At 74.2% G+C, this 24,146-nt stretch carries 16 protein-coding genes and 1 riboswitch; of the genes, 4 read left to right on the top strand and 12 right to left on the bottom strand.

Annotated features, from left to right (window positions below; genetic code table 11):
- Positions 1-4: 4 nt before the first annotated feature.
- Genes ACFVYI_RS28535 through ACFVYI_RS28525 form a run of 3 tightly spaced genes read right to left on the bottom strand, consistent with a single transcriptional unit; the run spans position 5 to position 4,633 of the window.
- Positions 5-2,131, bottom strand: a complete 2,127-nt coding sequence (locus ACFVYI_RS28535; RefSeq protein ID WP_387890775.1) for a putative cobaltochelatase — start codon at positions 2,129-2,131, stop codon at positions 5-7.
- On the bottom strand, positions 2,124-3,665 hold the full coding sequence (locus ACFVYI_RS28530; RefSeq protein WP_387890772.1) for a cobyric acid synthase: 1,542 nt from the start codon (positions 3,663-3,665) through the stop codon (positions 2,124-2,126). The genes ACFVYI_RS28535 and ACFVYI_RS28530 overlap by 8 nt, the downstream gene beginning before the upstream one ends.
- Positions 3,662-4,633 (bottom strand): cobalamin biosynthesis protein, encoded by a 972-nt coding sequence (locus ACFVYI_RS28525; RefSeq protein ID WP_387890770.1) that lies wholly within the window; start codon positions 4,631-4,633, stop codon positions 3,662-3,664. The genes ACFVYI_RS28530 and ACFVYI_RS28525 overlap by 4 nt, the downstream gene beginning before the upstream one ends.
- A gap of 95 nt (positions 4,634-4,728) precedes the next feature.
- Positions 4,729-4,892, bottom strand: a riboswitch (cobalamin riboswitch).
- Positions 4,893-5,132: 240 nt separating this feature from the next.
- Between ACFVYI_RS28525 and ACFVYI_RS28520 the strand changes: the two genes are divergently transcribed.
- The 3 genes from ACFVYI_RS28520 to ACFVYI_RS28510 all read left to right on the top strand — a co-directional run bounded on the left by ACFVYI_RS28520 (position 5,133) and on the right by ACFVYI_RS28510 (position 8,894).
- Positions 5,133-5,846: a transcriptional regulator gene (locus tag ACFVYI_RS28520; RefSeq protein ID WP_387890769.1), complete on the top strand. Its 714-nt coding sequence runs from the start codon at positions 5,133-5,135 to the stop codon at positions 5,844-5,846.
- 180 nt (positions 5,847-6,026) lie between these two features.
- Entirely contained in the window at positions 6,027-7,142 is a 1,116-nt protein-coding gene (locus tag ACFVYI_RS28515) for an alpha/beta hydrolase family protein (RefSeq protein WP_387890766.1), read from the top strand.
- Between the two features lie 426 nt (positions 7,143-7,568).
- Positions 7,569-8,894: a hypothetical protein gene (locus ACFVYI_RS28510; RefSeq protein WP_387890764.1), complete on the top strand. Its 1,326-nt coding sequence runs from the start codon at positions 7,569-7,571 to the stop codon at positions 8,892-8,894.
- A gap of 99 nt (positions 8,895-8,993) precedes the next feature.
- Here the strand turns inward: ACFVYI_RS28510 and ACFVYI_RS28505 are convergent, their stop codons facing one another.
- From ACFVYI_RS28505 to ACFVYI_RS28465, 9 genes are all read right to left on the bottom strand, one after another.
- Entirely contained in the window at positions 8,994-9,872 is an 879-nt protein-coding gene (locus tag ACFVYI_RS28505) for a CDP-alcohol phosphatidyltransferase family protein (RefSeq protein WP_387890763.1), read from the bottom strand.
- Complete coding sequence (locus tag ACFVYI_RS28500) at positions 9,859-10,551, bottom strand: phosphatidylserine decarboxylase (protein WP_387890761.1); 693 nt, start codon at positions 10,549-10,551, stop codon at positions 9,859-9,861. The genes ACFVYI_RS28505 and ACFVYI_RS28500 overlap by 14 nt, the downstream gene beginning before the upstream one ends.
- A 508-nt stretch (positions 10,552-11,059) precedes the next feature.
- On the bottom strand, positions 11,060-12,262 hold the full coding sequence (locus ACFVYI_RS28495) for an acyl-CoA dehydrogenase family protein (protein WP_387890758.1): 1,203 nt from the start codon (positions 12,260-12,262) through the stop codon (positions 11,060-11,062).
- Positions 12,263-12,446: 184 nt separating this feature from the next.
- Positions 12,447-12,950 carry a MaoC family dehydratase gene (locus ACFVYI_RS28490; protein ID WP_387890756.1) on the bottom strand — a complete coding sequence of 168 codons (504 nt, stop codon included), beginning with the start codon at positions 12,948-12,950 and terminating at the stop codon, positions 12,447-12,449.
- A gap of 19 nt (positions 12,951-12,969) precedes the next feature.
- Positions 12,970-13,932 carry an HpcH/HpaI aldolase/citrate lyase family protein gene (locus tag ACFVYI_RS28485; RefSeq protein WP_387890754.1) on the bottom strand — a complete coding sequence of 321 codons (963 nt, stop codon included), beginning with the start codon at positions 13,930-13,932 and terminating at the stop codon, positions 12,970-12,972.
- Positions 13,933-13,956: 24 nt separating this feature from the next.
- Entirely contained in the window at positions 13,957-15,987 is a 2,031-nt protein-coding gene (locus ACFVYI_RS28480; protein ID WP_387890751.1) for a protein meaA, read from the bottom strand.
- 9 nt (positions 15,988-15,996) lie between these two features.
- On the bottom strand, positions 15,997-17,367 hold the full coding sequence (gene ccrA, locus ACFVYI_RS28475) for a crotonyl-CoA carboxylase/reductase (protein WP_387890749.1): 1,371 nt from the start codon (positions 17,365-17,367) through the stop codon (positions 15,997-15,999).
- 367 nt (positions 17,368-17,734) lie between these two features.
- Positions 17,735-18,643 carry a TetR family transcriptional regulator gene (locus ACFVYI_RS28470; protein WP_387890747.1) on the bottom strand — a complete coding sequence of 303 codons (909 nt, stop codon included), beginning with the start codon at positions 18,641-18,643 and terminating at the stop codon, positions 17,735-17,737.
- A 218-nt stretch (positions 18,644-18,861) separates the two neighbouring features.
- Complete coding sequence (locus tag ACFVYI_RS28465) at positions 18,862-20,637, bottom strand: 3-hydroxyacyl-CoA dehydrogenase family protein (protein ID WP_387890745.1); 1,776 nt, start codon at positions 20,635-20,637, stop codon at positions 18,862-18,864.
- 569 nt (positions 20,638-21,206) lie between these two features.
- On the opposite strand from ACFVYI_RS28465, the gene ACFVYI_RS28460 reads away from it, so the two are divergent.
- Positions 21,207-23,915 carry an MXAN_6230/SCO0854 family RING domain-containing protein gene (locus ACFVYI_RS28460; RefSeq protein ID WP_387890743.1) on the top strand — a complete coding sequence of 903 codons (2,709 nt, stop codon included), beginning with the start codon at positions 21,207-21,209 and terminating at the stop codon, positions 23,913-23,915.
- Positions 23,916-24,146 lie beyond the last annotated feature (231 nt).

Raw genomic sequence — 24,146 nt, 5'->3', positions numbered from 1 at the left:
CGGATCAGGCCGCCTTTCGCATCGTGGTGGCTCGGTTGGCACGGTTGTCGCGGACGAGCGAGGCCACGCCTTCGGCCCGCAGCTCGTCCAGGGTCACGGCGGTGGCGCCCAGCCGGGCGGCCAGCGTGCGGGCCAGGCCGAGCCGCACCGGACCGGACTCGCAGTCCAGCACCACGCTCGCCACGCCCTGGGCGGTGAACAGCTCGGCCGCCCGGAGGGACTTCGCGACGGCGTCGCGGGAGCCGGTCGCCCGGCCGTCGGTCACCACGACCAGCAGCGGGCGGCGGTGCGGGTCGCGCATCCGCTCGACCCGCAGCACCTCGTGGGCCCGCAGCAGCCCGGCCGCCAGCGGGGTCCGGCCGCCGGTGGGCAGCCGCTCCAGCCGGGCCGCGCCCACCTCGACGGAGGAGGTCGGCGGCAGCGCCAGCTCGGCGGTCGCGCCGCGGAAGGTGATCATGCCGATCTTGTCGCGGCGCTGGTAGGCGTCCATCAGCAGCGAGAGCACGGCACCCTTGACGGCGGTCATCCGCTGCCGGGCCGCCATCGAGCCGGAGGCGTCCACCACGAACAGCACCAGGTTGGACTCGCGGCCCTGGCGGACCTGCTCGCGGAAGTCGTCCTTGTGCAGCAGCAGCGCGCGCGAGGCCCGCCCGCGCGCCACCTGGTGCGGCGCGGCGGCCTGCAGGGTGGCGCTCAGGTGCAGCCGGGCGAGCCGCCCCTGCGGGCGGCGGGCGCGGATGGTGTGGCCGCCGTCGGTCTCGGCGGGGGAGCGGCGGCCCTGGGCGCCCTTGCCGGTGCCCTCCACCTTGAACAGGCGGGTGCGGTACGGGTCGCCGGCCGCGACCGGCGCGGACTCCGGCGCGCCGCCCCGGCCCTGCTGCGGAACCGGCTCCCCGCCGGCCGGTGCCTCCGGCTCGGGCTCGGCGGCCGCGGAGCCGTCGGGCGTGTCCGCGGGCGCGGGTGCGCCGCCGCCGTCGGGGCCGCCGCCGTCCGGGCCCGGACCGTCGTCCTGCGGTCCGCCGTCGTCGGGGCCGCTGCCCTCGGGGTCCTGACCGGACTTCTCCCCCTCGGACCGCTGCTCCTCGGGCTCGGCGTCCTCGGGCTGGGCGTCCTCGGGCTGGGCGTGCTCCTCCAGCGTCCGCTCCAGCTGCTCCTCGTCCAGGCCGGGCGCGTCGAAGGGGTTGCGCCGGCGGCGGTGCGGCAGGGCCAGCCGGGCGGCCTTGCGGACGTCCTCCTCCAGCACCTCGGTGCGGCCCGCCCAGGCGGCCAGGGCGACGGCGGTGCGGGCCATCACGATGTCCGCGCGCAGCCCGTCCACCTCGAACGCGGCGCAGACGGCGGTGATCTGGCGCAGCGCCACGTCCGTCAGCACGACCGAGGGCAGCAGCTCCCGCGCCGCGGTGATCCGCTCGGCGAGCGAGCGCTCGTCCCCGGCGAACCGCGCGGCGAAACCGGCCGGGTCGGCGTCGTACGCCAGTCGCCGGCGGACCACCTCGGCGCGCTCCGCCGGCTCCCGGGTGGCGGCGATCTCCACGGTCAGACCGAACCGGTCGAGCAGCTGCGGGCGCAGCTCGCCCTCCTCCGGGTTCATCGTGCCGACCAGCAGGAACCGCGCCGCGTGCCGGACGGAGACGCCCTCGCGCTCCACGTAGGAGCGGCCCATCGCGGCCGCGTCCAGCAGCAGGTCCACCACGTGGTCCTGGAGGAGGTTGACCTCGTCGATGTAGAGCACGCCCCGGTGCGCCCGGGCCAGCAGGCCCGGCTCGTACGCCTTGACGCCCTCGGCCAGCGCGCGCTCCAGGTCCAGCGAGCCGACGATCCGGTCCTCGGAGACGCCGACCGGCAGCTCGACCAGCCGGGCGGGCCGGTGGGACTCCTCGGCGCCGTCGTGCGCGCCGTCCGGGCAGTTCGGGTCCGGTGCGACCGGGTCGCAGGCGAAGCGGCAGCCGTCGACGGCGGCGATGGACGGCAGCAGGCCGGCCAGCGCACGCACCATGGTCGACTTGGCGGTGCCCTTCTCGCCGCGGACCAGCACGCCGCCGACGGCCGGGGAGACCGCGTTGAGCAGCAGCCCGAGCCGCAGGTCGGCCATCCCGACGATCGCGGTGAAGGGGTAGCGGACGTCACTCATGATTCTCCAAGGGGGCCCCGGGCGGCAGGAACGGCAGCGAACCCGCGGCCGGCACCCCGCCCTCGATCAGCTTCCACAGCGCGTCGGTGTCCGCGTGCTCCTCGATCAGGTCGCCCAGCCGGTCCAGCCGGGCCTCGCGCGCCTCGGCGAACGACGTGTCCGGCGCGGGCACGAACGCCCGGCCCGCCGCCGCCGCCACCTCGCGCAGCAGCTCGCGCCGGAAGGCGTCGTTCTCCAACACGCCGTGCCAGGTCGTCCCCCAGACCGCGCCGACCCGGCAGCCGTCCAGGCTCCGGCCGTCCTCGTCGGAGACGAACGCGGCGCCGCCCTCGACGGTCACCACGCCGTGGTGGATCTCGTACCCCGCGACCGGCTGCCCGAACGCCCGGCCGACCGGCCGGGCGAGCACCTTCTCGGCGCCGAACCGGACGTGCGTGGGCAGCAGGGCCAGGCCGTCGACGGCGCCGGCCCGGGACTCGACCTCGTCGTGGATGGCGCGCGCCAGCATCTGGTAGCCGCCGCAGACGCCGAGGACCGGCAGCCCGGCCGCGGCCCGGGCCCGCAGGGCCGGCTCCAGGCCGCGCTCGCGCAGCCAGGCCAGGTCGGCCACGGTGGCCCGGGTGCCGGGCAGGATCACCAGGTCGGCGTCGGCCAGCTCCTCGGGCCGGGTGGCCCAGCGGACCAGCACCCCGGGCTCCTGGGCCAGCGCGTCCACGTCGGTGAAGTTGGAGAGCCGGGGGAAGCGCACCACGGCGACCCGCAGCACGTCGGCGCCGAGCGGCCCGCGGCCCTCGGTGCGGTCCACCACGGTGGTGAGGTCCAGCGAGTCCTCGGCGTCCAGCCAGAGCCCGGACAGCATCGGCAGGGTGCCCAGCACCGGACGGCCGGTCAGCTCGCGCAGCATCCGCAGCCCGGGTGCCAGCAGCCGCGCGTCGCCGCGGAACTTGTTGACGAACCAGCCCGCCACGTGCCGCTGGTCCTCCTCCGACAGCAGGGCCAGCGTCCCGTACATCGCCGCGAAGACGCCGCCGCGGTCGATGTCGCCGACCACCACGACCGGCAGGGCGGCGGCGGTGGCCAGGCCCATGTTGGCGATGTCCCGGTCGCGCAGGTTGATCTCGGCGGGCGATCCGGCGCCCTCGCAGACCACCACGTCGTAGCGGCGGCGCAGGTCGGCCAGGCACTCCAGGGCCCGCTCCAGCAGGACGGGCTTGCGCTCGCGGTAGTCCAGCGCGCCGACCTCGGCGACCGCGCGGCCGAGCAGCACCACCTGGCTGCGGCCGTCCGCGCCGGGCTTGAGCAGCACCGGGTTCATCGCCGCCTCGGGCTCCACCCGGGCCGCCTGGGCCTGCATCGCCTGGGCGCGGCCGATCTCGGCGCCGTCGGCGGTGACGAAGGAGTTCAGCGACATGTTCTGCGCCTTGAACGGCGCCACGGCGACGCCCTGTCGGGCCAGCCAGCGGCAGATGCCCGCGGTGACCACGCTCTTGCCGGCGTCCGAGGTCGTCCCGGCGACCAGCAGTGCGTTGCTCATGCGCTCCCCCTTCTCATCCCCGCCTTGAGTGCCTGCACGACGGCGTGCCCGGCGACGGTCGTACCCAGTGCGAGCAGTCCCACCCGGCGGGAGAGCCGGCAGGCGCGCTCGATGTCGTCCACCGTCACCGGCCGCAGCTCGCCGCCCAGCACCGGCCGGTGCTCGACCCGGGAGCCGTACTGCAGGGTGCCGCCGAGGCGCACGCCGACGGCGCCGGCGAACGCCGACTCGGCCTGACCCGCGTTGGGGCTGGGGTGGGCGGAGCCGTCCCGGCGCCAGACCCGCCAGGCCGTCCGGGGCTCGGGCGCGGCGGCGACCGTCAGCAGCGCGGTCAGCCGCGCGCCCGGCCAGCCCGCCACGTCGTCCAGCCGGGCCGAGGCCCAGCCGAACCGGGCGTGCCGCGGCGAGCGGTGGCCGACCATCGCGTCCAGGGTGTTGACCGCGCGGAACGCCAGCAGCCCGGGCGCCCCCGCGAGGGCGCCCCAGACGAGCGCGTTGACCACGGCGTCGGCGGTGTTCTCGGCGACCGACTCGACCACCGCGCGGGCGATCTGCTGCTCGTCGAGCGCGCTCGGGTCGCGGCCGCACAGGTGCGGCAGCCGCCCGCGCGCCGCCGCGAGGTCGTGCGCGGCGAGCGAGCGTCCGATCGTGCGGGCCTCACGGGTGAGCGAGGTGCCGCCGAGCACCGTCCAGGTCGCGGCCGCGGTCAGCGCGGCCCGCCCGAGCGGTCGGCGGCCCAGGGTGCGGTCGGCGGCCACCGCACCGGCCGCGACGGCGCCCACGCAGAGTGCGGTGAACACGGTGCCGACGGCGCGGTCGTCGCGGTGGATCCGGCGCTCCAGGCGGCCGGCCGCGCTGCCGAAGAGGGCCACCGGGTGGCCGCGGCGCGGGTCGGCGAAGCGGGCGTCGGCGAGGTACCCGGCGGCGGCGCCCAGCGCATGGGCGGCGGCGCGGGTCAGCGGGCGCACGGCGGACAGCAGAGGGCTCGGAAGGTCGGGGCAGCCTGCATCGCGTGCGTGTCCTCACTCAGGGTCCGCGCCCTGGATCGACGTACCGGGGGCGAGAGTCTCCTGGCTTCCGGGGCGAACGCACTCCCGGGCCTTCCGGCGGCTCGTGACGGCCCGCCGCGATGGGCCCCCTCCGGTGCCGCGACGGGCAAGGAGGGACTCCGAGTGCGCTCCCCGGTGACAGTGGCGGGACCGCGCCGGACTCGCACCGGCTTCCTCTGCATGCCTCCGTTTGGCTGAAGGATCCCATCACGCGGCCGAACCGTGCGTCAACCAAGGTCACGGAGGGGTTGGTCACAGCGCCGCCGGGTTTCCCGGCCCCGTCGCTACCTCCGATCGGCACCCCCCGCAGGGGCATGACAGCCTGTGGGATCGTCCAGTCGCCTGGAGGAGCCTCCAGGCCCGCTTCGTGTGTTCGGCGGCTGGGTGGCGGCCGAACCACCCCCTACCGTCTGGTCCCATGCGACGCAGACAGCCACCCGCCCTGCCTCCGGTGCCCTTCTCGCCCGCGGCCGCCCGCGCGCACCGCGCCGGCCTCGGCCTGACCCCCGAGCAGGTGGTCGAGGGCATGGCCGCGCACGGCGTCCGGCTGCTGCCCGCCCACGTCCTCGGCTGGGAGAGCGGTGAGCTGCGCCCCACCGAGGAGGAGTTCATCGCGCTGGCCCGGGCGCTCTGGTGCCCGCCGGCCCAGCTGATGGGCGTCCGCCCGGCCCTGCTGCGGGACTTCCGGGTCGCCCGGGAGCTCAACCAGGAGAGCGCGGCCCACCGGATCGGCGTCACCCCGCGGCAGTACCAGCAGGCCGAGGCGACCGGTCAGTGGGACGGCGACCAGGCGCAGACGTACGCGCTGGCCCAGGCGCTCGGCCTGACACTGCGCGAGCTGGTCGCGGTGACGGGCCGGGGCGAGGAGCTGGACCGGCGGCTGCGGCAGACCGTGGACGGCCGCTGGCAGGCGCACGTCCGGGCGATCGGCCGGATCGTGCCGGTGCGCGAGGACGACCTCGCCACCGTGCTGGCGGTGCTCCAGAACGAGCATCAGGTCTTCTCGCACTGGGGCGCCGGCAGCTGGGGCTCCCCGGCCCCGGCGGCGAGTGCCCCCGGGGCGCTGGCCCGGCCGCTCGGCGAGCGGTTCTGGGAGCTGCTGGGGCGGCTGGAGACGGAGATCCCGGTCTGACGGGCGGGGGGTGGGGTCGGGGGCGGAGGTCGGGGGCCGTGGGGCTTTCCCGCGCCGCCTCGCCGAGGTGATCCCGCGCCGCCATGACCCGGACGGCCGTGTCCGGTGGCCGGGCGCCGTCCCCGCGAGTGGACTGGTGGGCACACTGCCCAGTCCGCGACCAACAGAGCGGGGAGCGATATGCGTTGGGGAACCGCAGCCGCCGTGGCGGCCGCCGCCGTCGGCACCGGAGCCGCCGTCCTGTTGATCGGCAGGAGGGCGTCCGAGCGGATGGTCCACCCGGCGGCCGCCCGCGAGCGGGCCGCCGGCCCCGTCGTCGTGCTGACCCTCGCCGCCGGACGGGCCACCTTCACCCGCGGCGCCGAGAGCGCCCGCCCCGGCCGCTGGGCCGTCGAGTGGGCCGACGGCGGGCACGCGGTGGTCGACGAGATCCTGCACGCCGACGAGCGGGGCGTCACTCGGCGGCTGGTCCGCGCCGACCGGGGCACCCTGACACCCGGTACCGCCGTCCGCTTCACCCCCCGGGTCCACCTCGGCGACCCGACCGGTGCACTCGGCCTGCCGTTCACCGAGACCGCCGTCGAGGGCGAACTGGGCGCGCTGCCCGCCTGGCGGCTCGACGGCAAGCGCGGCACCTGGGTGATCCTGGTGCACGGCCCCGGCGCCGACCGGCAGCAGACCCTCCCGGTGCTCCCCGTCCTGCACCGGCTCGGCCTGCCCGTCCTCGCCGTCACCTACCGCGGTGACCAGGGCGCGCCGGCCTCCCCGGACGGCCTCGGCCACTTCGGCGAGACCGAGTGGCGGGACGTCGAGGCCGCCCTGCGGCTGGCCCTCGACAGCGGCGCCGGGCGGGTGATCCTGTACGGCTGGTCGCTCGGCGCGACCATGGTCCTGCAGACCGCGGCCCGCTCCGCCTGGGCGTCCTCGATCAGCGGCCTGGTGCTGGACTCGCCCGTGCTCGACTGGCCGGCCACCGCCCGCCGGGGCGCCGCCCGGGCCGGTTACCGGGGCGCCGCCGCCGAGCTGGGCGCGCTCGCGGCCGAGGGCCGTGCCGGCGTGGATCTGGCCGACTTCGCCCGCCTCGCGGACGGCACCGACCTGCGGGTGCCCACGCTCCTGCTGCACGGGCCCGACGACGCGCTGGCCCCCTGGCGGGCCGCCGCCCGGCTCGCCGATCGCCGCGCCGACGTGGTCGGCCTCCAGGCCGTCCCCGGCGGGGAGCACGCCGGCCTCTGGAACGCCGACCCCGACCGCTACGAGGAGCACCTGCGGCGCTGGCTCACCCCGCTGCTGTGAGCCGAGGCCGCCTCGCCTCCGCCCTTGCCCCCCGGACCCCCGTCGAGGCCGCCCCGCGCCACCGCCCGGCCCCTCTCCTCCCGTCCCGTCCACCACACCGCCCCCGAGCTGGCGTGTCCGCGTCATACAGATCCGGCCAGGCGGTTTGGCCTCTGTTGCCCGATCTTGTCGACCCCCCGCGACCGCCTCCCGATGGTCGGGGCCGATCGGATGTGACAGAAGGCCGGTACAAGGGGAAGACTGCTCGACGTGACGTCTCGGAATCCGCGCGACCGTGATGCCCAGCTCCCGCCGACGATCGGCTCCGGTGCGACGGTGACCCGTCTCCCCGGAACTGCCCACCGCCCCGCCGGCGCCAGGCCGGGCGGCTCCGGCGTACCCCGCCGACGAGGCCCCGCACCCGCCCCCGGCCGTGGCCGGGTCCCGGTGCCGGAAGGCTTCCCCGCTCCCGCCGAGCTCGCCCCGCTGGCCCGCCGGATGCTGATCGACGCCGTCCGCATCGCCCGCTGGGCCGGTGAGCTCGCCGAGGTCGACAAGCGTGGCGAGCTGCTCCCCGAGGACGCCCGCGCCGCCGGCCGCGCCCTCGCCATGACGGTGGGCGCCGCCACCAAGGCCTGGGGCCAGGCCCTGCTGGTCGGCCTGGTCGAGGCACGGGACGGCGGCGCCGCCCCCGGCTGGCGCCTGCACGCCTGGGAGCACGACGACGAGGCCGTGGTCCGCGGCTGGTCGGCCCTGTTCGACGCCTGGACGCTGCTCGCCCCGGTGCCGCCCGCCGCCCTGCGCGGTGTCTTCGCGGTGCTCGCCGGGCAGGCCGTCGACCAGGCACCGCAGCTGCTCTCCTTCCTGCACCTGGTGGCCGGCCCGGTCGCCGACAGCGAGCTGCTGGAGCTGCTGCGCCGGGGCCTGGACGAGCGTCGGGTCGGCGGCGGCGACGGTGCGCTGGGCCTCTCTCCCGTGCCGCACGCCGCCTCGGCGGTCTCCGCCGTCCGCGGCACCTGCCGCGAGCCGCAGATCGACACCCCGGCCGCGCCCTCCGACGTGGCCGCCGTCCTGGACTGGATGCTGGACGGCCTGGCCGCCGTCGGCGCGGTGGTCCGCAAGGACGACGCCGCCGAGCTCTCCCCGCTCGGGCACTGGGCGGTGCGGGCCAAGCTGGAGGAGATCTGCACCGTCGCGCAGACCGCCGCCGGGCACATCGAGCAGAGCGCCTTCGAGCTGCTCAACGCCTGCGCCGACTACTCGCCGGGCCCGGCCCGCGCCGAGTTCCGCGCCTGGGTGGCGGCCCGGCCGGCCGACCGGGCGGTGGCCGAACTGCTGGACGCCGCCCAGGGCGACGACGCCCTGGTCCGCGGCCTCGCCTTCGAGGCGCTGCGGGTGGCCGGTTCCACCGCCGAGCAGGCCGTCCGGGCCGCCGTGGACGCGCCCGTGCTGCGCCCGTACGCGCTGCTCTGGCTGGCCGAGCAGTCGGACGAGGGCGTGGCCCCGGCCGATGTGCTGGGCGCGGAGGACGCCGCCTGGCTCTGGGTGGACACCGCGGCCGCCGTGCTCGACCACGGCGAGACCGAGCTGCTGGTGGGCCATGTCGAGGGTGCCTCGGCCGGTGACCCGGTCCGGCTGTTCGCCCGTGCCCGGCAGTCCGGCCACCCCCGGGCGGCCTCGGTGCTGACCGCCGTCTCCAGCGTCCACCCGGACCCGGGAGTGGCCCGTGCCGCCCGCCGCTCGGCCTTCAGCGTCCACCGCGGCGGGGCGTAGCCGGCCGGTTCGGCCACTGCCCGGCCCGGGCCGCAGGGCATGCGAAAGGGCCCGGATCCGCCGAGCGGATCCGGGCCCTTCGTCGTACGTCCGTCGGGATCAGCCGATCCGGGACTCCGCGCGGCGCGCCCGGACGTCCCCGACCTTCTGACCGACCTTGCGCCGGATCACCAGCAGCGGGGCCATCGCGGCCAGCGTGATCTGGGCGAAGGCGCCGACGTGCAGCAGCGTGTCGCCGCCGGGTGCGCCGGTCGCCCAGGCGGCCAGGCAGCCGATCGAGAGCACGATCCAGCAGAGCGTGGCGGTGGCCAGCAGCCCCTGCGGCTTCGGGTACTCGATCCGGCTCATCATCAGGTACGCGGTGCCCGCGATGGCCAGCAGACCGGGCAGGAACGGCGGGTCGAGCAGCACGATGGCGATCACCGTCATGGCGCCCATCGGGCAGGGCATGCCCTGGAACACCCCGGGTCGCATCTTCACGGCCGAGAAGCGTGCCAGCCGCAGGACCACGGACAGCAGCACCGTCAGCGCGATCAGCGCCGAGAGGCGGCTGTCGGAGCCCGGCGAGACCATGCCCCAGACCGCGACGAAGTAGGCCGGCGCGATGCCGAAGCTGATCAGGTCGGCCAGGTTGTCGAGCTCGGCCCCGAGGGCGGAGGAGCGCAGCTTGCGCGCCACCAGCCCGTCGAAGAGGTCGCACATCGAGCCGATCAGCAGCAGCGTCACCGCGGTGGCGGCGCTGTGCTTGTCCGGCGCGGCGTCCGGGTTGGTGATGTGCGGGACGAGGACCCCGGTGGTGATCGAGTAGATCGCCAGGAAGCCGCAGACGGCGTTCCCCAGGGTCAGGAAGTCGGCGGTGGACAGGTGCTGAGGAGAGCGCGGTGCGCGCAGCTCGCGGTCGCGCGCCCAGCGGCGGCGGCGCAGGGCCGTCTCCTCGTCGTCCAGGCCGACGATCGTCTCAGGATCAGTCACGGTCAAGGCGCGTCACCCCGGCTGTGGTCTTCTGGCCGACCTCGACGCCGACCTCGACGCCGGCCGGCAGGTAGGTGTCGACGCGGGACCCGAAGCGGATCAGACCGATCCGCTCGCCCTGCTCGACCTTGGTACCGGCGTCGACGTACGGCACGATACGGCGGGCCACGGCCCCCGCGATCTGCACCATCTCGATGTCGCCGAGCTCGGTGTCGAAGTGCCAGACGACCCGCTCGTTCTGGTCGCTGTCCTTGTTGAACGCGGGCACGAAGCCACCCGCGACGTGCTCGACGGAGGTCACGGTGCCGGGCAGGGGCGCCCGGTTGACGTGCACGTTGAGCGGGCTCATGAAGATCGCCACCCGGGTGCGGCCGTCCGGCCAGGCGTCGATGCTCTGCACCACGCCGTCGGCGGGGGAGATCACTCTGCCCGTGCCGATCTCACGCTCGGGGTCGCGGAAGAACCACAGCATGCCCGCGCTGAGCGCACAGGCGGGTACCGCCGCCAGGGCCCACGTGCCGTTGCGCCGGGTGAGGGCGGTGGTCACGGCGGCCGTGGCGAGGGTGGGGACGAACCAGGGGGTGGCTCCGCGCGCGATGGTCACGCGGGGTCGCCGACCGGCCGTCGTGGCGGCGAGGGCATCGCGGTCCGTGACGGAGGTGTGAGGGGACGGGCTGATGGGCATCGAAGACCTTTGTCGCGGGGGATCATGGCCGCTGGACGGGGGCCACCGCGGGGATCGAGTAATAGAGGGACGGCTGCTGTCCCGGTGGATGCTATCGGGAGCACACGGTGGGTGGGCAACCCGCCTGTTCGTTCATGTGTCCTGCGTGCGGCGCAGCCGCGCGTTCTGTGTATACGACCGTAGCTCGCCCCGCTCCGGTTCCCAAGGGTCCTGGCGAGGCTGGTGACTCTTGTCTCAACAGGCATGCCGACGGAACCCCGAGGGCGTCGGCGCAGGGGGCGGGCGCAGGGTGCGCCGAAGCGGCCGTAAGGCGCGTGACAGCAGCTGTACGCCCTACGGCCGCTTCGGGAGCCGTGCCGGACCCCAGGCGGACCAGGCCGGGGCCTTTGGTGGCACGGCGGGGTGCCGGGACGGGCCCGCACGCCCGTCGACCGGCCGTCACCGGGCCGTCAACCCGCCCTGCGGAGCGTCACCGCGCCGCCCGGGCGAGTCTTCGTACTGGTCGTCCTCACTCCGCGATGCGGTACTCCTCCAGCAGACGACGTCCGACGATCATCTTCTGGATCTCCGCAGTACCTTCACCGATGAGCAGCATCGGGGCCTCGCGGTAGAGGCGCTCGATCTCGTACTCCTTGGAGAACCCGTAGCCGCCGTGGATGCGGAAGGCGTCCTCGACGACCTCCTTGCAGTACTCGGAGGCGAGGTACTTGGCCATGCCGGCCTCGAGGTCGTTGCGCTCGCCGCTGTCCTTCTTGCGGGCGGCCATCACCATCATCTGGTGGGCGGCCTCGACCTTGGTGGCCATCTCGGCGAGCTTGAACTGGATCGCCTGGTGCTCGGCGATCTTCTTGCCGAAGGTGGACCGCTGCTGGGCGTAGGAGATGCCCAGCTCGAAGGCGCGGCGGGCGACGCCGCAGCCGCGCGCGGCCACGTTGACCCGGCCGACCTCGACGCCGTCCATCATCTGGTAGAAGCCCTTGCCCGGGACGCCGCCGAGGACGCGGTCGGCCGGGACGCGGACGTCCTGCAGGATCAGCTCGGTGGTGTCGACGCCCTTGTAGCCCATCTTCTCGATCTTCCCGGGCACGGTGAGGCCGGGGACGGTCGGGTTCGGGCCGAAGCCCGCCGTCTTCTCGATCAGGAAGGTGGTCATGTTCTTGTACGGGGAGTTGCCGCCCTCGTCGGTCTTGCAGAGCACCGCGACCAGGGTGGAGGTGCCGCCGTTGGTGAGCCACATCTTCTGGCCGTTGAGGACGTAGGAGTCGCCGTCCTTGACGCCCTTGGTGGAGATCGCGGAAACGTCGGAGCCGAGGCCCGGCTCGGACATCGAGAAGGCGCCGCGGATTTCGCCGGCGGCCATCTTCGGCAGGAAGTGGTCCTTCTGCTCCTGGGTGCCGTGCGCGTTGATCATGTGGGCCACGATGAAGTGGGTGTTGACGATGCCGGAGACGGACATCCAGCCGCGCGCGATCTCCTCCACCACCAGGGCGTAGGTCAGCAGCGACTCGCCGAGGCCGCCGTACTCCTCGGGAATGGTGAGCCCGAAGAGGCCGAGCTGCTTCATCCCCTCGACGATGGCGGTGGGGTACTCGTCCTTGTGCTCCAGCTCGGTCGCGACCGGAATGATCTCCTTGTCGACGAAATCCCGCACGGTGGCGAGGATGTCCCGCTGGATCTCGGTCAGGCCGTCGGTCTGTGCGAGGCGTCCCATCGTGCGGCTCCTGTGGCGAAAGGGAAGAGGGTGGGGGGAGGGAAGAACTGGCGGGGGGGGGATTTCCGGGGGCCCTGCCGGCGTGGCTACGGCAGCAGGGCCCCCGGTACCGGGGTGGGGATCGGCCGATGACGGCGGCCTACCCGTCCGGAGCTCTGGGAGGTGCGGGCTCGGTCGGCAGGGCCTACGACAGGGGAGTGGGACGGCCGGGCTGCTCGCCGCCGCGCTCCTTGATGTACGTCGCGGTCGGCACCATCACCTTGCGGCGGAAGACGCAGACGACCGTGCCGTCCTGCTTGTAGCCCTTGGTCTCGACGTACACGATGCCGCGGTCGTCCTTGGACTTGGACGGCCACTTGTCGAGCACGACGGTCTCGCCGTAGAGGGTGTCGCCGTGGAAGGTCGGCGCGATGTGGCGCAGCGACTCGATCTCCAGATTGGCGATCGCCTTGCCGGAGACGTCCGGGACGGACATGCCGAGCAGCAGCGAGTAGATGTAGTTGCCCACCACGACGTTCTTGCCGAAGTCGGTCGTCTTCTCCGCATAGTTGGTGTCCATGTGGAGCGGGTGGTGGTTCATGGTGAGCAGACAGAAGAGGTGGTCGTCGTACTCGGTGACCGTCTTGCCGGGCCAGTGCTTGTAGACAGCGCCGACCTCGAACTCCTCGTAGGTGCGTCCGAACTGCATCTCAGTGGTCCTTAGGAGGTCAGGCCTGCGGGGGCTCGAACTTGGAGGTGCGCTGGAACCCGGCGGCGCGGCCCTTGCCGGCGATGACCAGGGCCATCTTGCGGCTGGCCTCGTCGATCATCTCGTCACCGAGCATCGCGGAGCCCTTGGCGCCGCCCGCCTCGGAGGTGCACCAGTCGTAGGCGTCGAGGATCAGCTCGGCGTGGTCGTAGTCCTCCTGCGAGGGCGAGAAGATCTCGTTCGCGGCGGCGACCTGGTCCGGGTGGAGCACCCACTTGCCGTCGAAGCCGAGCGCGGCGGCGCGGCCGGCCACCTCGCGGTAGCCCTCCTGGTTGCGGATCTGCAGGTAGGGGCCGTCGATGGCCTGCAGGTCGTTGGCGCGGGCGGCCATCAGGATGCGCATCAGGATGTAGTGGTAGGCGTCGGCCGGGTAGCCGGCCGGCTGCTCGCCGACCACCAGGGACTTCATGTTGATCGAGGCCATGAAGTCGGCCGGGCCGAAGATGATCGTCTCCAGGCGCGGGGAGGCCTCGGCGATCGCGTCGACGTTGATCAGGCCCTTGGCGTTCTCGATCTGCGCCTCGATGCCGATCTTGCCGACCTCGAAGCCCATGGTCTTCTCGATCTGGGTGAGCAGCAGGTCGAGCGCCTTGACCTGCTCGGCGTCCTGGACCTTCGGCAGCATGATGCAGTCGAGGTTGGGGCCGGCGCCCTCGACGACCGTGATCACGTCGCGGTACGTCCAGTGGGTGGTCCAGTCGTTGACGCGGACGACCTTGGTCTTCTTGCCCCAGTCGCCGTTGTTCAGCGCGTCGACGATGTTGTGCCGGGCGCTCTCCTTGACCAGCGGGGCGCAGGCGTCCTCCAGGTCGAGGAAGACCTGGTCGGCCGGGAGGCCCTGGGCCTTCTCCAGGAAGCGCGGGTTGGAGCCCGGCACGGCCAGGCAGGAGCGGCGGGGGCGGAGCCTGTTGACGGTTGCCATGAGGGTGGGTCAGTCCTTCCGGGGTCAGCTGGTGGTCGTCGCGGCGGCTGCGGGCGTCCACGGCTGGAGCCTGTTGGCCAGCCGGATCTCGTCCACGATCCGGCCGATGATGGTCGTGATGCCGAAGTCCTTCGGGGTGAACACGGCAGCCACGCCGGCGGCCTTGAGAGCCTCGCCGTCCGCTGCCGGGATGATGCCACCCACGATCACTGGCACATCCTCCACCCCGGCCCGACGCAGCCGGTGCAGGACGTCGGGTACCAGCTCGGGGTGGGCCCCGGAGAGGATCGACAGGCCCACGCAGTGCACGTCCTCCGCGACGGCGGCGGAGACGATCTGCTCGGGCGTGAGCCGGATGCCCTGGTAGACCACCTCGAACCCGGCGTCGCGGGCCCGGACGGCGATCTGTTCGGCGCCGTTGGAGTGGCCGTCCAGGCCGGGCTTGCCGACCAGCAGGCGCAGCTTGCCGGCGCCCAGCTCGGCGGCGGTCGCGGTGACCGCCTCGCGGACGGCGGCCAGCTCGCCGCCGGGCTCGGCCGCCACCGCGACCGGGGCGCCGCCGACGCCGGTGGGCGCGCGGTACTCGCCGAAGACCTCGCGCAGGGCGAAGGACCACTCGCCGGTGGTGACCCCGGCACGGGCGCAGGCGAGCGTGGCGGGCATCAGGTTGGCCTCGGTGACCGCGACGCGCTTCAGCTCGTCCAGGGCCAGTTGGGCGGCGGCCTCGTCGCGGCCCCCGCGCCACTGCTCCAGGGCGGCGAGCACGGACTGCTCGGAGGCCGGGTCGACCACCATGATCGCGGTGTCGAGGTCGGCCGTGAGCGGGCTCTCCTCGGTGGTGTCGAAGCAGTTGACCCCGATGATCTTGTCCTCGCCGGACTCGATCCGGGCCCGGCGGGCGGCGTGCGAGGCGACCAGGTTGGACTTGAGGTAGCCGGACTCGACGGCCGGGATGACCCCGCCCATCTCCAGCACCTTGGCGATCTCGGCCTCCGCGCCGGCCAGCAGCGAGGCGGTCTTGGTCTCGATCACCTCGGAGCCGTTGAAGATGTCCCCGTACTCCAGCAGGTCGGACTCGTAGGCGAGCACCTGCTGGATCCGCAGCGACCACTGCTGGTCCCACGGGCGGGGCAGGCCGAGCGCCTCGTTCCAGGCGGGCAGCTGCACGGCCCGGGCCCGGGCGTCCTTGGAGAGCGTGACGGCGAGCATCTCCAGCACGATCCGCTGGACGTTGTTCTCCGGCTGCGCCTCGGTCAGGCCCAGCGAGTTGACCTGGACCCCGTAGCGGAAGCGGCGCTGCTTGGCGTCCTGGATTCCGTAGCGCTCCAGCGTGACCTTCTCCCAGAGCTGGGCGAAGGCGCGCATCTTGCACATCTCCTCGACGAAGCGCACGCCGGCGTTGACGAAGAAGGAGATCCGGGCGACCACCTCGCCCATCCGCTCGGCCGGCACCTGGCCGGAGTCGCGCACCGCGTCCAGCACCGAGATCGCGGTGCACATCGCGTAGGCGATCTCCTGGACCGGGGTGGCCCCGGCCTCCTGCAGGTGGTAGCTGCAGATGTTGATCGGGTTCCACTTGGGGATGTTCCCGACCGTGTAGGCGATCATGTCGGTGATCAGGCGCACGGACGGCCCGGGCGGGAAGACGTGCGTCCCGCGCGACAGGTACTCCTTGACGATGTCGTTCTGGGTGGTGCCGGTGAGCTTGGCGATGTCGGCGCCCTGCTCCTCGGCGACCACCTGGTAGAGCGCCAGCAGCCACATCGCGGTGGCGTTGATCGTCATGGAGGTGTTGGTCTGTTCGAGCGGGATGCCGTCGAACAGGGTGCGCATGTCCCCGACGTGGCCCACCGGCACGCCGACCCGGCCGACCTCGCCGCGGGCGAGGATGTGGTCGGAGTCGTAGCCCGTCTGGGTCGGCAGGTCGAAGGCCACCGAGAGCCCGGTCTGGCCCTTGGCGAGGTTCTTCCGGTAGAGCGCGTTGGAGTCGCTCGCGGTGGAGTGCCCCGCGTAGGTCCGCATCAGCCAGGGCCGATCACGCTTCTGATCAGTCATCGGATCGCCTTAGATGTCGCGGCTGGACCGCTCGGTCCGCTCGGAGGCCTCGCGGAACAGGTTGATCGCGGGCAGGTGCTTCTCGCGCAGCTCGGCGTTGCGCACGCCCAGGCCCTCGGACGGGGCGAGGCAGAGCACGCCGACCTTGCCCTGGTGCTTGTTCTGGTGCACGTCGAGCGCGGCCTGGCCGGACTGGTCGAGGCTGTAGACCTTGGACACGGTCGGGTGGATCTTGCCCTTGGCCACCAGGCGGTTGGCCTCCCAGGCCTCGCGGTAGTTGGCGAAGTGCGAGCCGACGATCTTCTTCAGCGACATCCACAGGTAGCGGTTGTCGTACTGGTGCATGTAGCCGGAGGTGGAGGCGCAGGTGACGATGGTGCCGCCCTTGCGGGTGACGTACACCGAGGCGCCGAAGGTCTCGCGGCCCGGGTGCTCGAAGACGATGTCCACGTCCTCGCCGCCGGTCAGCTCGCGGATCCGGCTGCCCAGGCGCTTCCACTCGCGCGGGTCCTGGGTGTTCTCGTCCTTCCAGAACTTGTAGCCCTCGGCGGAGCGGTCGATGATCGCCTCGGCGCCCATGGCCCGGCAGATCTCGGCCTTCTGGGCGTTGGAGACCACGCAGATCGGGGTGGCGCCGCCGGCCAGCGCGTACTGGGTGGCGTACGAGCCGAGGCCGCCGCTGGCGCCCCAGATCAGCACGTTGTCGCCCTGCTTCATGCCCGCGCCGTTCTGCGAGACCAGCTGGCGGTAGGCGGTGGAGTTGACCAGACCGGGGGAGGCGGCCTCCTCCCAGGTCAGGTGCGCGGGCTTGGGCATCAGCTGATTGGTCTTCACCAGGGCCAGCTGGGCCAGGCCGCCGAAGTTGGTCTCGAAGCCCCAGATCCGCTGCTCCGGGTCCATCATCGTGTCGTTGTGGCCGTCGGAGGACTCCAGCTCGACCGAGAGGCAGTGCGCGACGACCTCGTCGCCGGGCTTCCAGGCGTTGACCCCGGCGCCGGTGCGCAGCACCACGCCCGCGAGGTCCGAGCCGAGCACGTGGTACGGCAGGTCGTGGCGCTTGGTGAGCGGGGAGAGCCGGCCGTAGCGCTCCAGGAAGCCGAAGGTGGAGACCGGCTCGAAGATCGAGCTCCACACGGTGTTGTAGTTCACGGCGCTGGCCATGACGGCGACCAGTGCCTCGCCCGGGCCCAGCTCGGGCAGGGCGACCTCGTCGAGGTGGAGGGACTTGCGGGGGTCCTTGTCGCGGCTGTCGAGGCCGGCGAACATCTGCTCCTCGTCCTTGTGGAGCGTCACCGCCCGGTAGGACTCCGGCAGCTTGAGCGCGGCGAAGTCCGCCGCGGTGCTGTCGGAGCTGAGGATCGCGTCGAGGATTTCCTTCATGGCTGCCTCCGAAGGCGTACCTGTGTGAGGGGCACAGGGCGTCTGGGGGAGCCGGGAGCGGACACCGGCTTCGCTGAGATGGGTGGTTGGTGGGTCTGGCAAGGGGCCTGGCGGTGGACCTGGCTGGACACAGCTCCCGGGGTGTGGGAGCGCCGGACGACGGCGCGCCGAGGTGGGGAGCCGCGGCGCCGCGACTGGTGGGTAACAAGGTAGTGGCACCCTGTGCCACTCGTAAAGACACCGGGTGTCACCAATTCAGGTGAATCAAATCCGCGTTCGAGGGCCCCCCGGCGGACGCGCGGAGGGCCCGTGCCGGAGATCCGGCACGGGCCCTCAATGCTGCTTCTACCTGCGGAAACGCTGCTGGTCAGGCCTCCCTGGCGCTGCTCAGCGCGGCCCGGATGCTGTCCACCACGACGTCCAGCGGGGCGTCGGTCCGGGCCACTGTGATGAGTACCTCACCTCCGGGGCTGGCACTCAGTGCGCTCGCGGCCGCCCCCTCCAGGAGCGTCACACTGGCACCGGGTGCCACCAGGGCCCCACGCCGTCTTACCCCGGGCGGGGCGGCGGCCCAGAAGGTCCGCCGGATCACCTCGAAGGAGTGGTCCAGCTGCGCCTCCACGTCACCCCGGCCGCCGGCCCTCAGCCAGCGCCGCAGGACGTGGTTGTGGGCCGCGACGACCGCCGCCGCCGACACCTCGGCCAGCATCGAGTCATCCTCGCCGGCCCGCTGCCAGCCCGAGGGGATCTCGCCGCCGGTGTCGAACCGGCCCAGCAGGTAGCGGGTGAACAGCCGCTCGTACCGGGCCACCACGGCGATCTCCCGCTCGCGCAGCGCCGGCACCTGACGGATCAGCTGGTACCGGGCGACCGAGACCGCCGGGGTGGAGGCGTACATCCGCAGCACCTCCTTGATGCCCCGGCAGACCACGTCCAGCGGGTGCTCGTCGGGCTCGGCGCTGGCCAGCAGGTCGGCCACCCGGACGAGGGTGTCGTCGTGGTCCGGGAAGATCGCCTCCTCCTTGGACCGGAAGTACCGGAAGAAGGTCCGCCGGGCCACCCCGGCGGCCGCGGCGATCTGGTCGACCGTGGTCTCCTCGTAGCCCTGCGACGCGAACAGCTCCATCGCGGCCGTGGCCAGGTCCTGACGCATCTGCTGGCGCTGCGCGGCCGCCCGGCGGTTGCCCGGACCCGCCTCGGCGCCGGACCCGGCCGGCCGGTCGGCGCCGCGCGGTACGGCGGAGTGCTGAGGGGAGGCTGACTGAACCCGATCCATGCCCGGAACGCTACACGCCCCCGGGGCCGGGGCCGCGGGCCTTCCCCGCCGTACCGGCGCGACCGGGCCGGTCACGGCCGGTCTCGGCCAGCGCGCCGACACCGCCCCGGGGCTCCAGCCGGTGCGCGGCGGGCCGTATCCGGGCTGCCCCGGCTGGACCGGCGCCGGGCCGGCGGGGCCCGCGCCGAGGGGCGCGGCGCCCCCGACCGACGGCGTGGTCACCGGCGCGCGTGGTCGCGGAAGCCGCGGCCGGTCTTGCGGCCCAGGCAGCCGGCCGCCACCAGGTGCTCCAGCAGCGGTGCGGCCGCCAGGCCCGGCTCGCGGAACTCCTGGTGCAGCACCTGCTCGATGGTCAGCGAGACGTCCAGGCCGACCACGTCCAGCAGCTCGAACGGGCCCATCGGGTAGCCGCAGCCGAGCTTCATGGCGGTGTCGATGTCGTCCACCGTCGCGTAGTGCTCCTGCAGCATCCGCACGGCGTCGTTCAGGTAGGGGAAGAGCAGCGCGTTCACGATGAACCCGGCCCGGTCACCGCACTCCACCGGGTGCTTGCGCACCTTCGCGCAGACCTCCAGCGCCGTCGCGGTGACGTCCGGCGCGGTCAGCACGGTGGAGACCACCTCGACCAGCTTCATGGCCGGCGCCGGGTTGAAGAAGTGCAGGCCGATCACGTCCTGCGGCCGCGAGGTGGCCGCCGCGCAGCTGATCACCGGCAGCGAGGAGGTGGTGGTGGCGAGCACCGCGCCCGGCTTGACGATCTTGTCCAGGGTGGCGAACAGCTCGCGCTTGACCGCGAGGTCCTCGGCCACCGCCTCGACCACCAGGTCGACCCCGGCCAGCTCGGTGTACTGCCCGACCGGCGTCACCAGTGCCAGCGCCGCGTCCCGCTGCTCCTCGGTCAGCCGGCCCTTGGACACCGAGCGCTCCAGCGACCTGGCCAGCTGCGCCTTGGCCCTCTCGGCCTTCTCCTGGCTGCGGGCGGCCAGCAGCACCGGGTACCCGGCCTTGGCGAACACCTCGACGATGCCGGTGGCCATGGTGCCCGAGCCGCAGACGCCGACGCCGCGCACCTCCCGCCCGGGCACCTTCGCCCGGGCCGGTCCGGTGGCGGCGTCGACCGCCTTGGACGAGCCGGGCGCCTCGTAGGTGTAGAAGCCCCGGCCGGACTTGCGGCCCAGCAGCCCGGCGGCCACCAGCTGGCCGAGGATCGGCGCGGGCGCGTGCAGCCGGTCCCGGGACTGCTCGTACATCGCCTCCAGGACGGTCCGCGCGGTGTCCACGCCGATCAGGTCGAGCAGCGCCAGCGGCCCCATCGGCAGCCCGCAGCCGAGCCGCATCGCGGCGTCGATGTCCTCGCGGGTGGCGTACCTGGACTCGAACATCGCGGCGGCCTGGTTGAGGTACGCGAAGAGCAGCCCGTTCACCACGAAGCCGGCCCGGTCGCCCGCCGCCACCGGTTCCTTGCCGAGGCCGCGGGCGAACGCCGCGGCGTCCTCGGCGACCTGTGGGGCGGTCAGCACGGTGCGGACCACCTCGACCAGCTTCATGGTGTGCACCGGGTTGAAGAAGTGCAGGCCCAGCACGCGCTCCGGGCGCCCGGTGGCGGCGGCGATCCGGGTCACCGACAGTGCGGTGGTGCCGGTGGCCAGCACCGTCGCGGGCGGGCAGATCCGGTCCAGCTCGGTGAAGAGCTCCCGCTTCAGCTCCAGCTGCTCGGGGACCTCCTCGATCACCAGGTCCGCCGCGGCGGCGGCGTCGAGCAGGTGGCCCACCGAGATCCGCGCGAGCAGCGCGGTCCGGTCCTCGGCGGTGATCCGCTCCCGGGCGACGGCGTGTGCCGTCGCCTCCTCGATCCGGGCCAGGGCCCGGGCGGCGGAGTCCTCGTTGGCCTCGATGCCGATCACTCGGCGGCCGCTCTGCGCGACCGCGACCGCGACGCCGGCACCCATCGTGCCGAGGCCGACCACGGCGACCGTGGGGAAGGGACGCTCCATCTGTCCTGACTCCTTGTCATAAGGGCCCGCGCGCGCTCCGGCGGACGCGCCGGCGGAGGAGGGTCCGCGCGCGGGGGCTGGGGAGATGACGGTTGCGGCCCACCGGCGCAGCCGCCGGTCCGCTCCGGCCGTGCTGCGGGTGTGCCGTGGTACTCAGGCGCTCGAGGTGAAAGGAAGCGGCTCTGATACGAGGAGAGAATCCGGCCCGCCGCGATCCGCGGCACCGACCGGTGAAGACGCACCGCCCGCCGTCGGCCCGTTCCGCACGATCACGCGCGCCGGCCGACGACCCCGTCGGTGCGGCTCCCGAAGCCCGACGGTGGTGCGTGCCGACACTGTAGCGAAGCTACTCGCCAGTAGGAAGGGGTTGGGCACGGCCTCTTCGCGCCGCCGCCCGACCGGGCCGGGCGGGCGGGCGGCGGAAATTCGCTCGGCGCCGTCGGCGGCCGCCGCTAGGGTGGGCGGCGCGGGGGCGGCTCCGCGGCGTGCTTCCTTCTCACTCACTTTTAAATGAACCGAGTGCGCCCACTCTCCGCCCCCGCTTCGTCATATCTCCGGGGGATCCACCAGTGAAGAAGCAGACCGCCGCCATGCCCGAAACCGGCCTCGACGCGCTGCTGCTGCGCCACCACGGCGCCGTCGCCGTCGCCGTCGCCGTCGCAGACGACGCGGCGGGAGAGCCGGACCCGTGGAGCGCGCGGGGGCTGCTCGCACTGGAGGCCGACCTCGCGCTGCGCGGACACCTGCTGACCGTGCCGCTGCGGGCCGCGCTCGGGCGACTGCGCCCGGCCGAGCTGGCCGAGACCGGGCAGGCGCTGCTGCGGCGCCTCGACGGGCTGACCGGCGCCGACCGCCGGCACCGGCCGCTGTTCGCCCGGTTCCCGGGCGGCGTGCCCGACCACGCGCACGCCTACTACTCCGCGCAGGTCCGCGCCTTCCTGCTCAACCAGCCGGACCAGCCCTGCGCCGTCTGCGAGCGCACCGGCGCCGAACGCGGCATCGGCGCCCTCGCGCCCTGCGCCCACCTGGTCTGCGACGACTGCCACGACGAGCTGGAGATCCACGGCGACGGCCGGGCCTGCCCGCTCTGCGGCACCCCGATCGCCGCCGGGCGCCACCTCCCGCTGGACGCCAAGTCCGTCCGCAACGCCGCCCGCGAGCACGGCCCCGCCGCCCTGCTCCGCCCGCTGCGCCTGGCCGGGGGCACCGACCGGGCCGCCCTCGCCGCCGCCGAGGCCCGCCGGCTGCTGGCCCGCCGCACACCGCTCGACCCGCAGGACCGCGAGGACCTCGCGCTGCTGCTCCACCTGGTGCCCGCAGACCCGGCCGACTGGCTGCCGGCGGACATTCCGGTCCGGGAGAGCCGTGCCACCGTGCTCGCCGCGCTGCTGCGCCGCGACCCGGAGGCCGCCCGCCCGCTGCTCGCGGACCGGCTCACCACCGCCACCGACGTGCTGCGGCTGATCTGGGCCTGGTCCGGCGTCGAGCCCGACCTGCTGCCCGCCACCGCCAAGGGCCTGCGGCTGCGCACCCTGCCCCGCCCGCTCCGCCGCGACCTGCTGGCCGTCCTCGACGCGCTCCCGGTCGGCACCGTCGCCGAGGACCTCGGCCGGCACCGCCAGGCCTGGCTGCGCGCCGGCGAACTGCTCCACCCCTACGAGTACCGCGAGCGCTTCCCGTACGCGGCCGCCGCGTTCGCCGTGCTCCGGCAGAGTGACCTCGACCTGCACGGCCTCGGCCCGCAACTGGGCGAGGCGCCCGCGCCGCTGCGGATCAACGCGACCCCGGCCGGTCACACCCGGCTGGTCGTCAGCACCTTCGCCGCCGAGGTCGAGCGGGCCCTGGCCGGTGGCGACGTGCGCGCCGCCGTCCGGCTGCTGGCCCGCCGCCCGGGCGAGCTGGTCCGCCGGCTGCACCACCTGCTGCGGGTGCACGCCTCCTGGAGCCCGGGCGAGCCGCTGCCCGCCGTACTGGAGGACGCCCTCCCGGCGGCCCTGCGCGCGGTCGCGCCCGGCCCGCTGCTCGGCGCGTACGGGCGGCTGCGCGCCCCGCGCGAGATCGGTGAGCGCCGGCTCTACTTCCCGCGCGGGCGGGTCGCACTGGCGCACGCCCGCGACGACTGGGGCACCGCCGTCCCGGCCGGGCTCAGCGCACCCGTCTGCGCGCTGATCGAGGCCGAACTGCTGCGCCGGGCCGGGCAGCACGAGCGCGTCGAACTCGCCGTCCTGGACGAGGGCCTGGCCGATCTGGTGGTCCCGTTCGCCGAGCGGGCCGCCGCCAGGACGCTGGTCGCGGTGCCGCGCGGCAGCGTCCAGCGGCTGCCGGACGGCGGCCGCGTCCGGCTCTTCCTGCACTGGACGCAGCAGCAGCGCCAGCGGGTCGACCTGGACCTCTCGGTGGCGCTGTACGACGACCGGTGGCAGTTCACCGGCCTCTGCGACTACACCCACCTGGTGCACGGCCCGAGCGCCGCCGTGCACTCCGGCGACTTCACCTCGGCCCCGCCGCCGCACGGCGCCACCGAGTTCGTCGACCTGGACCTGCCCGCGCTGGCCGGCGCCGGCGCCCGGTACGCGGTGGTCGTGGTCTTCAGCTACAACGACATCCCGTTCGAGGAACTGGCTGACGCCTTCGCCGGGTTCATGGAGCTGGACGAGGGCACGGCGGCCCGCCACCGCGGCGACCGGTTCCACCCCGCGGCCGTCCGGCAGCGACTCGACCTGAGCGGGGACGCCAAGGTCTGCGTGCCGATGATCGTCGACCTGGCGCGGCGCAGCTACACCTGGACCGACCTCAACACCGGTGCCTCCGGCGGCTTCCACAACGTCTGGCGGTACCGGGACCGGATCGGCACCCTCGCCGCGGACGTCGCGGCGCACTTCGCCGAGGGCTCCCGCGCCACGCTCTGGGACCTCGCCTGTGCCGGCGCCGCCGCCCGCACCGACGAGGTACTGGTCCGCGACCGCTCCGGCGGCGTGGTCAGCTCCTACCGCCGGGCCGCGGATGAGCCGGTGGCCGCCTTCGCCGCCCGGCTGCGCGAGGGGCGCGCACCGGACGACAGGGTGACCGCCCCGGCCGACGACACCGCCCGCGCGCTGGCCGGACGGCTCGCCCGGAGCCGGGTGCTCGCCGCGCTGGTGCACGCCGACCTCCCGGCTCCGGACGGTGCCTCGGGCGCCCTCTACCGGCTCTACCCCGGCCCGCTCGACGCGGCGCCGGACTCCCTGGAGCGGCTCACCGCGGGGGACGTGGTGGCGCTGTTCAACCCGGAGGAGTGAACGGGCGGACAGACGTCCGCCCGAACCACCCGATAGGGGAATTCCCCCTGGTCGGCGGGCGCGACAGCATGGGCGCATGAGCACCGGAACCGTCTCCTCCGCCGGCCTCGCCGACCCGTCCGAGCCCGGGCCCGCGTCCGACGCGGCGGCCGGCGCCGCGTCCGGGCCCGCCGGCGCGCCGACGCCCGGTGCGGCCGGCCTTCCGGGCGCCGTCGCCCTGCCCCCGCGCGC

The sequence above is a fragment of the Kitasatospora sp. NPDC058218 genome (assembly GCF_042882445.1).
In the GTDB taxonomy this organism is placed as follows: domain Bacteria; phylum Actinomycetota; class Actinomycetes; order Streptomycetales; family Streptomycetaceae; genus Kitasatospora.
Note: the sequence above shows the minus strand (reverse complement) of the source record. Positions and strands in the feature narration are given on the sequence as shown.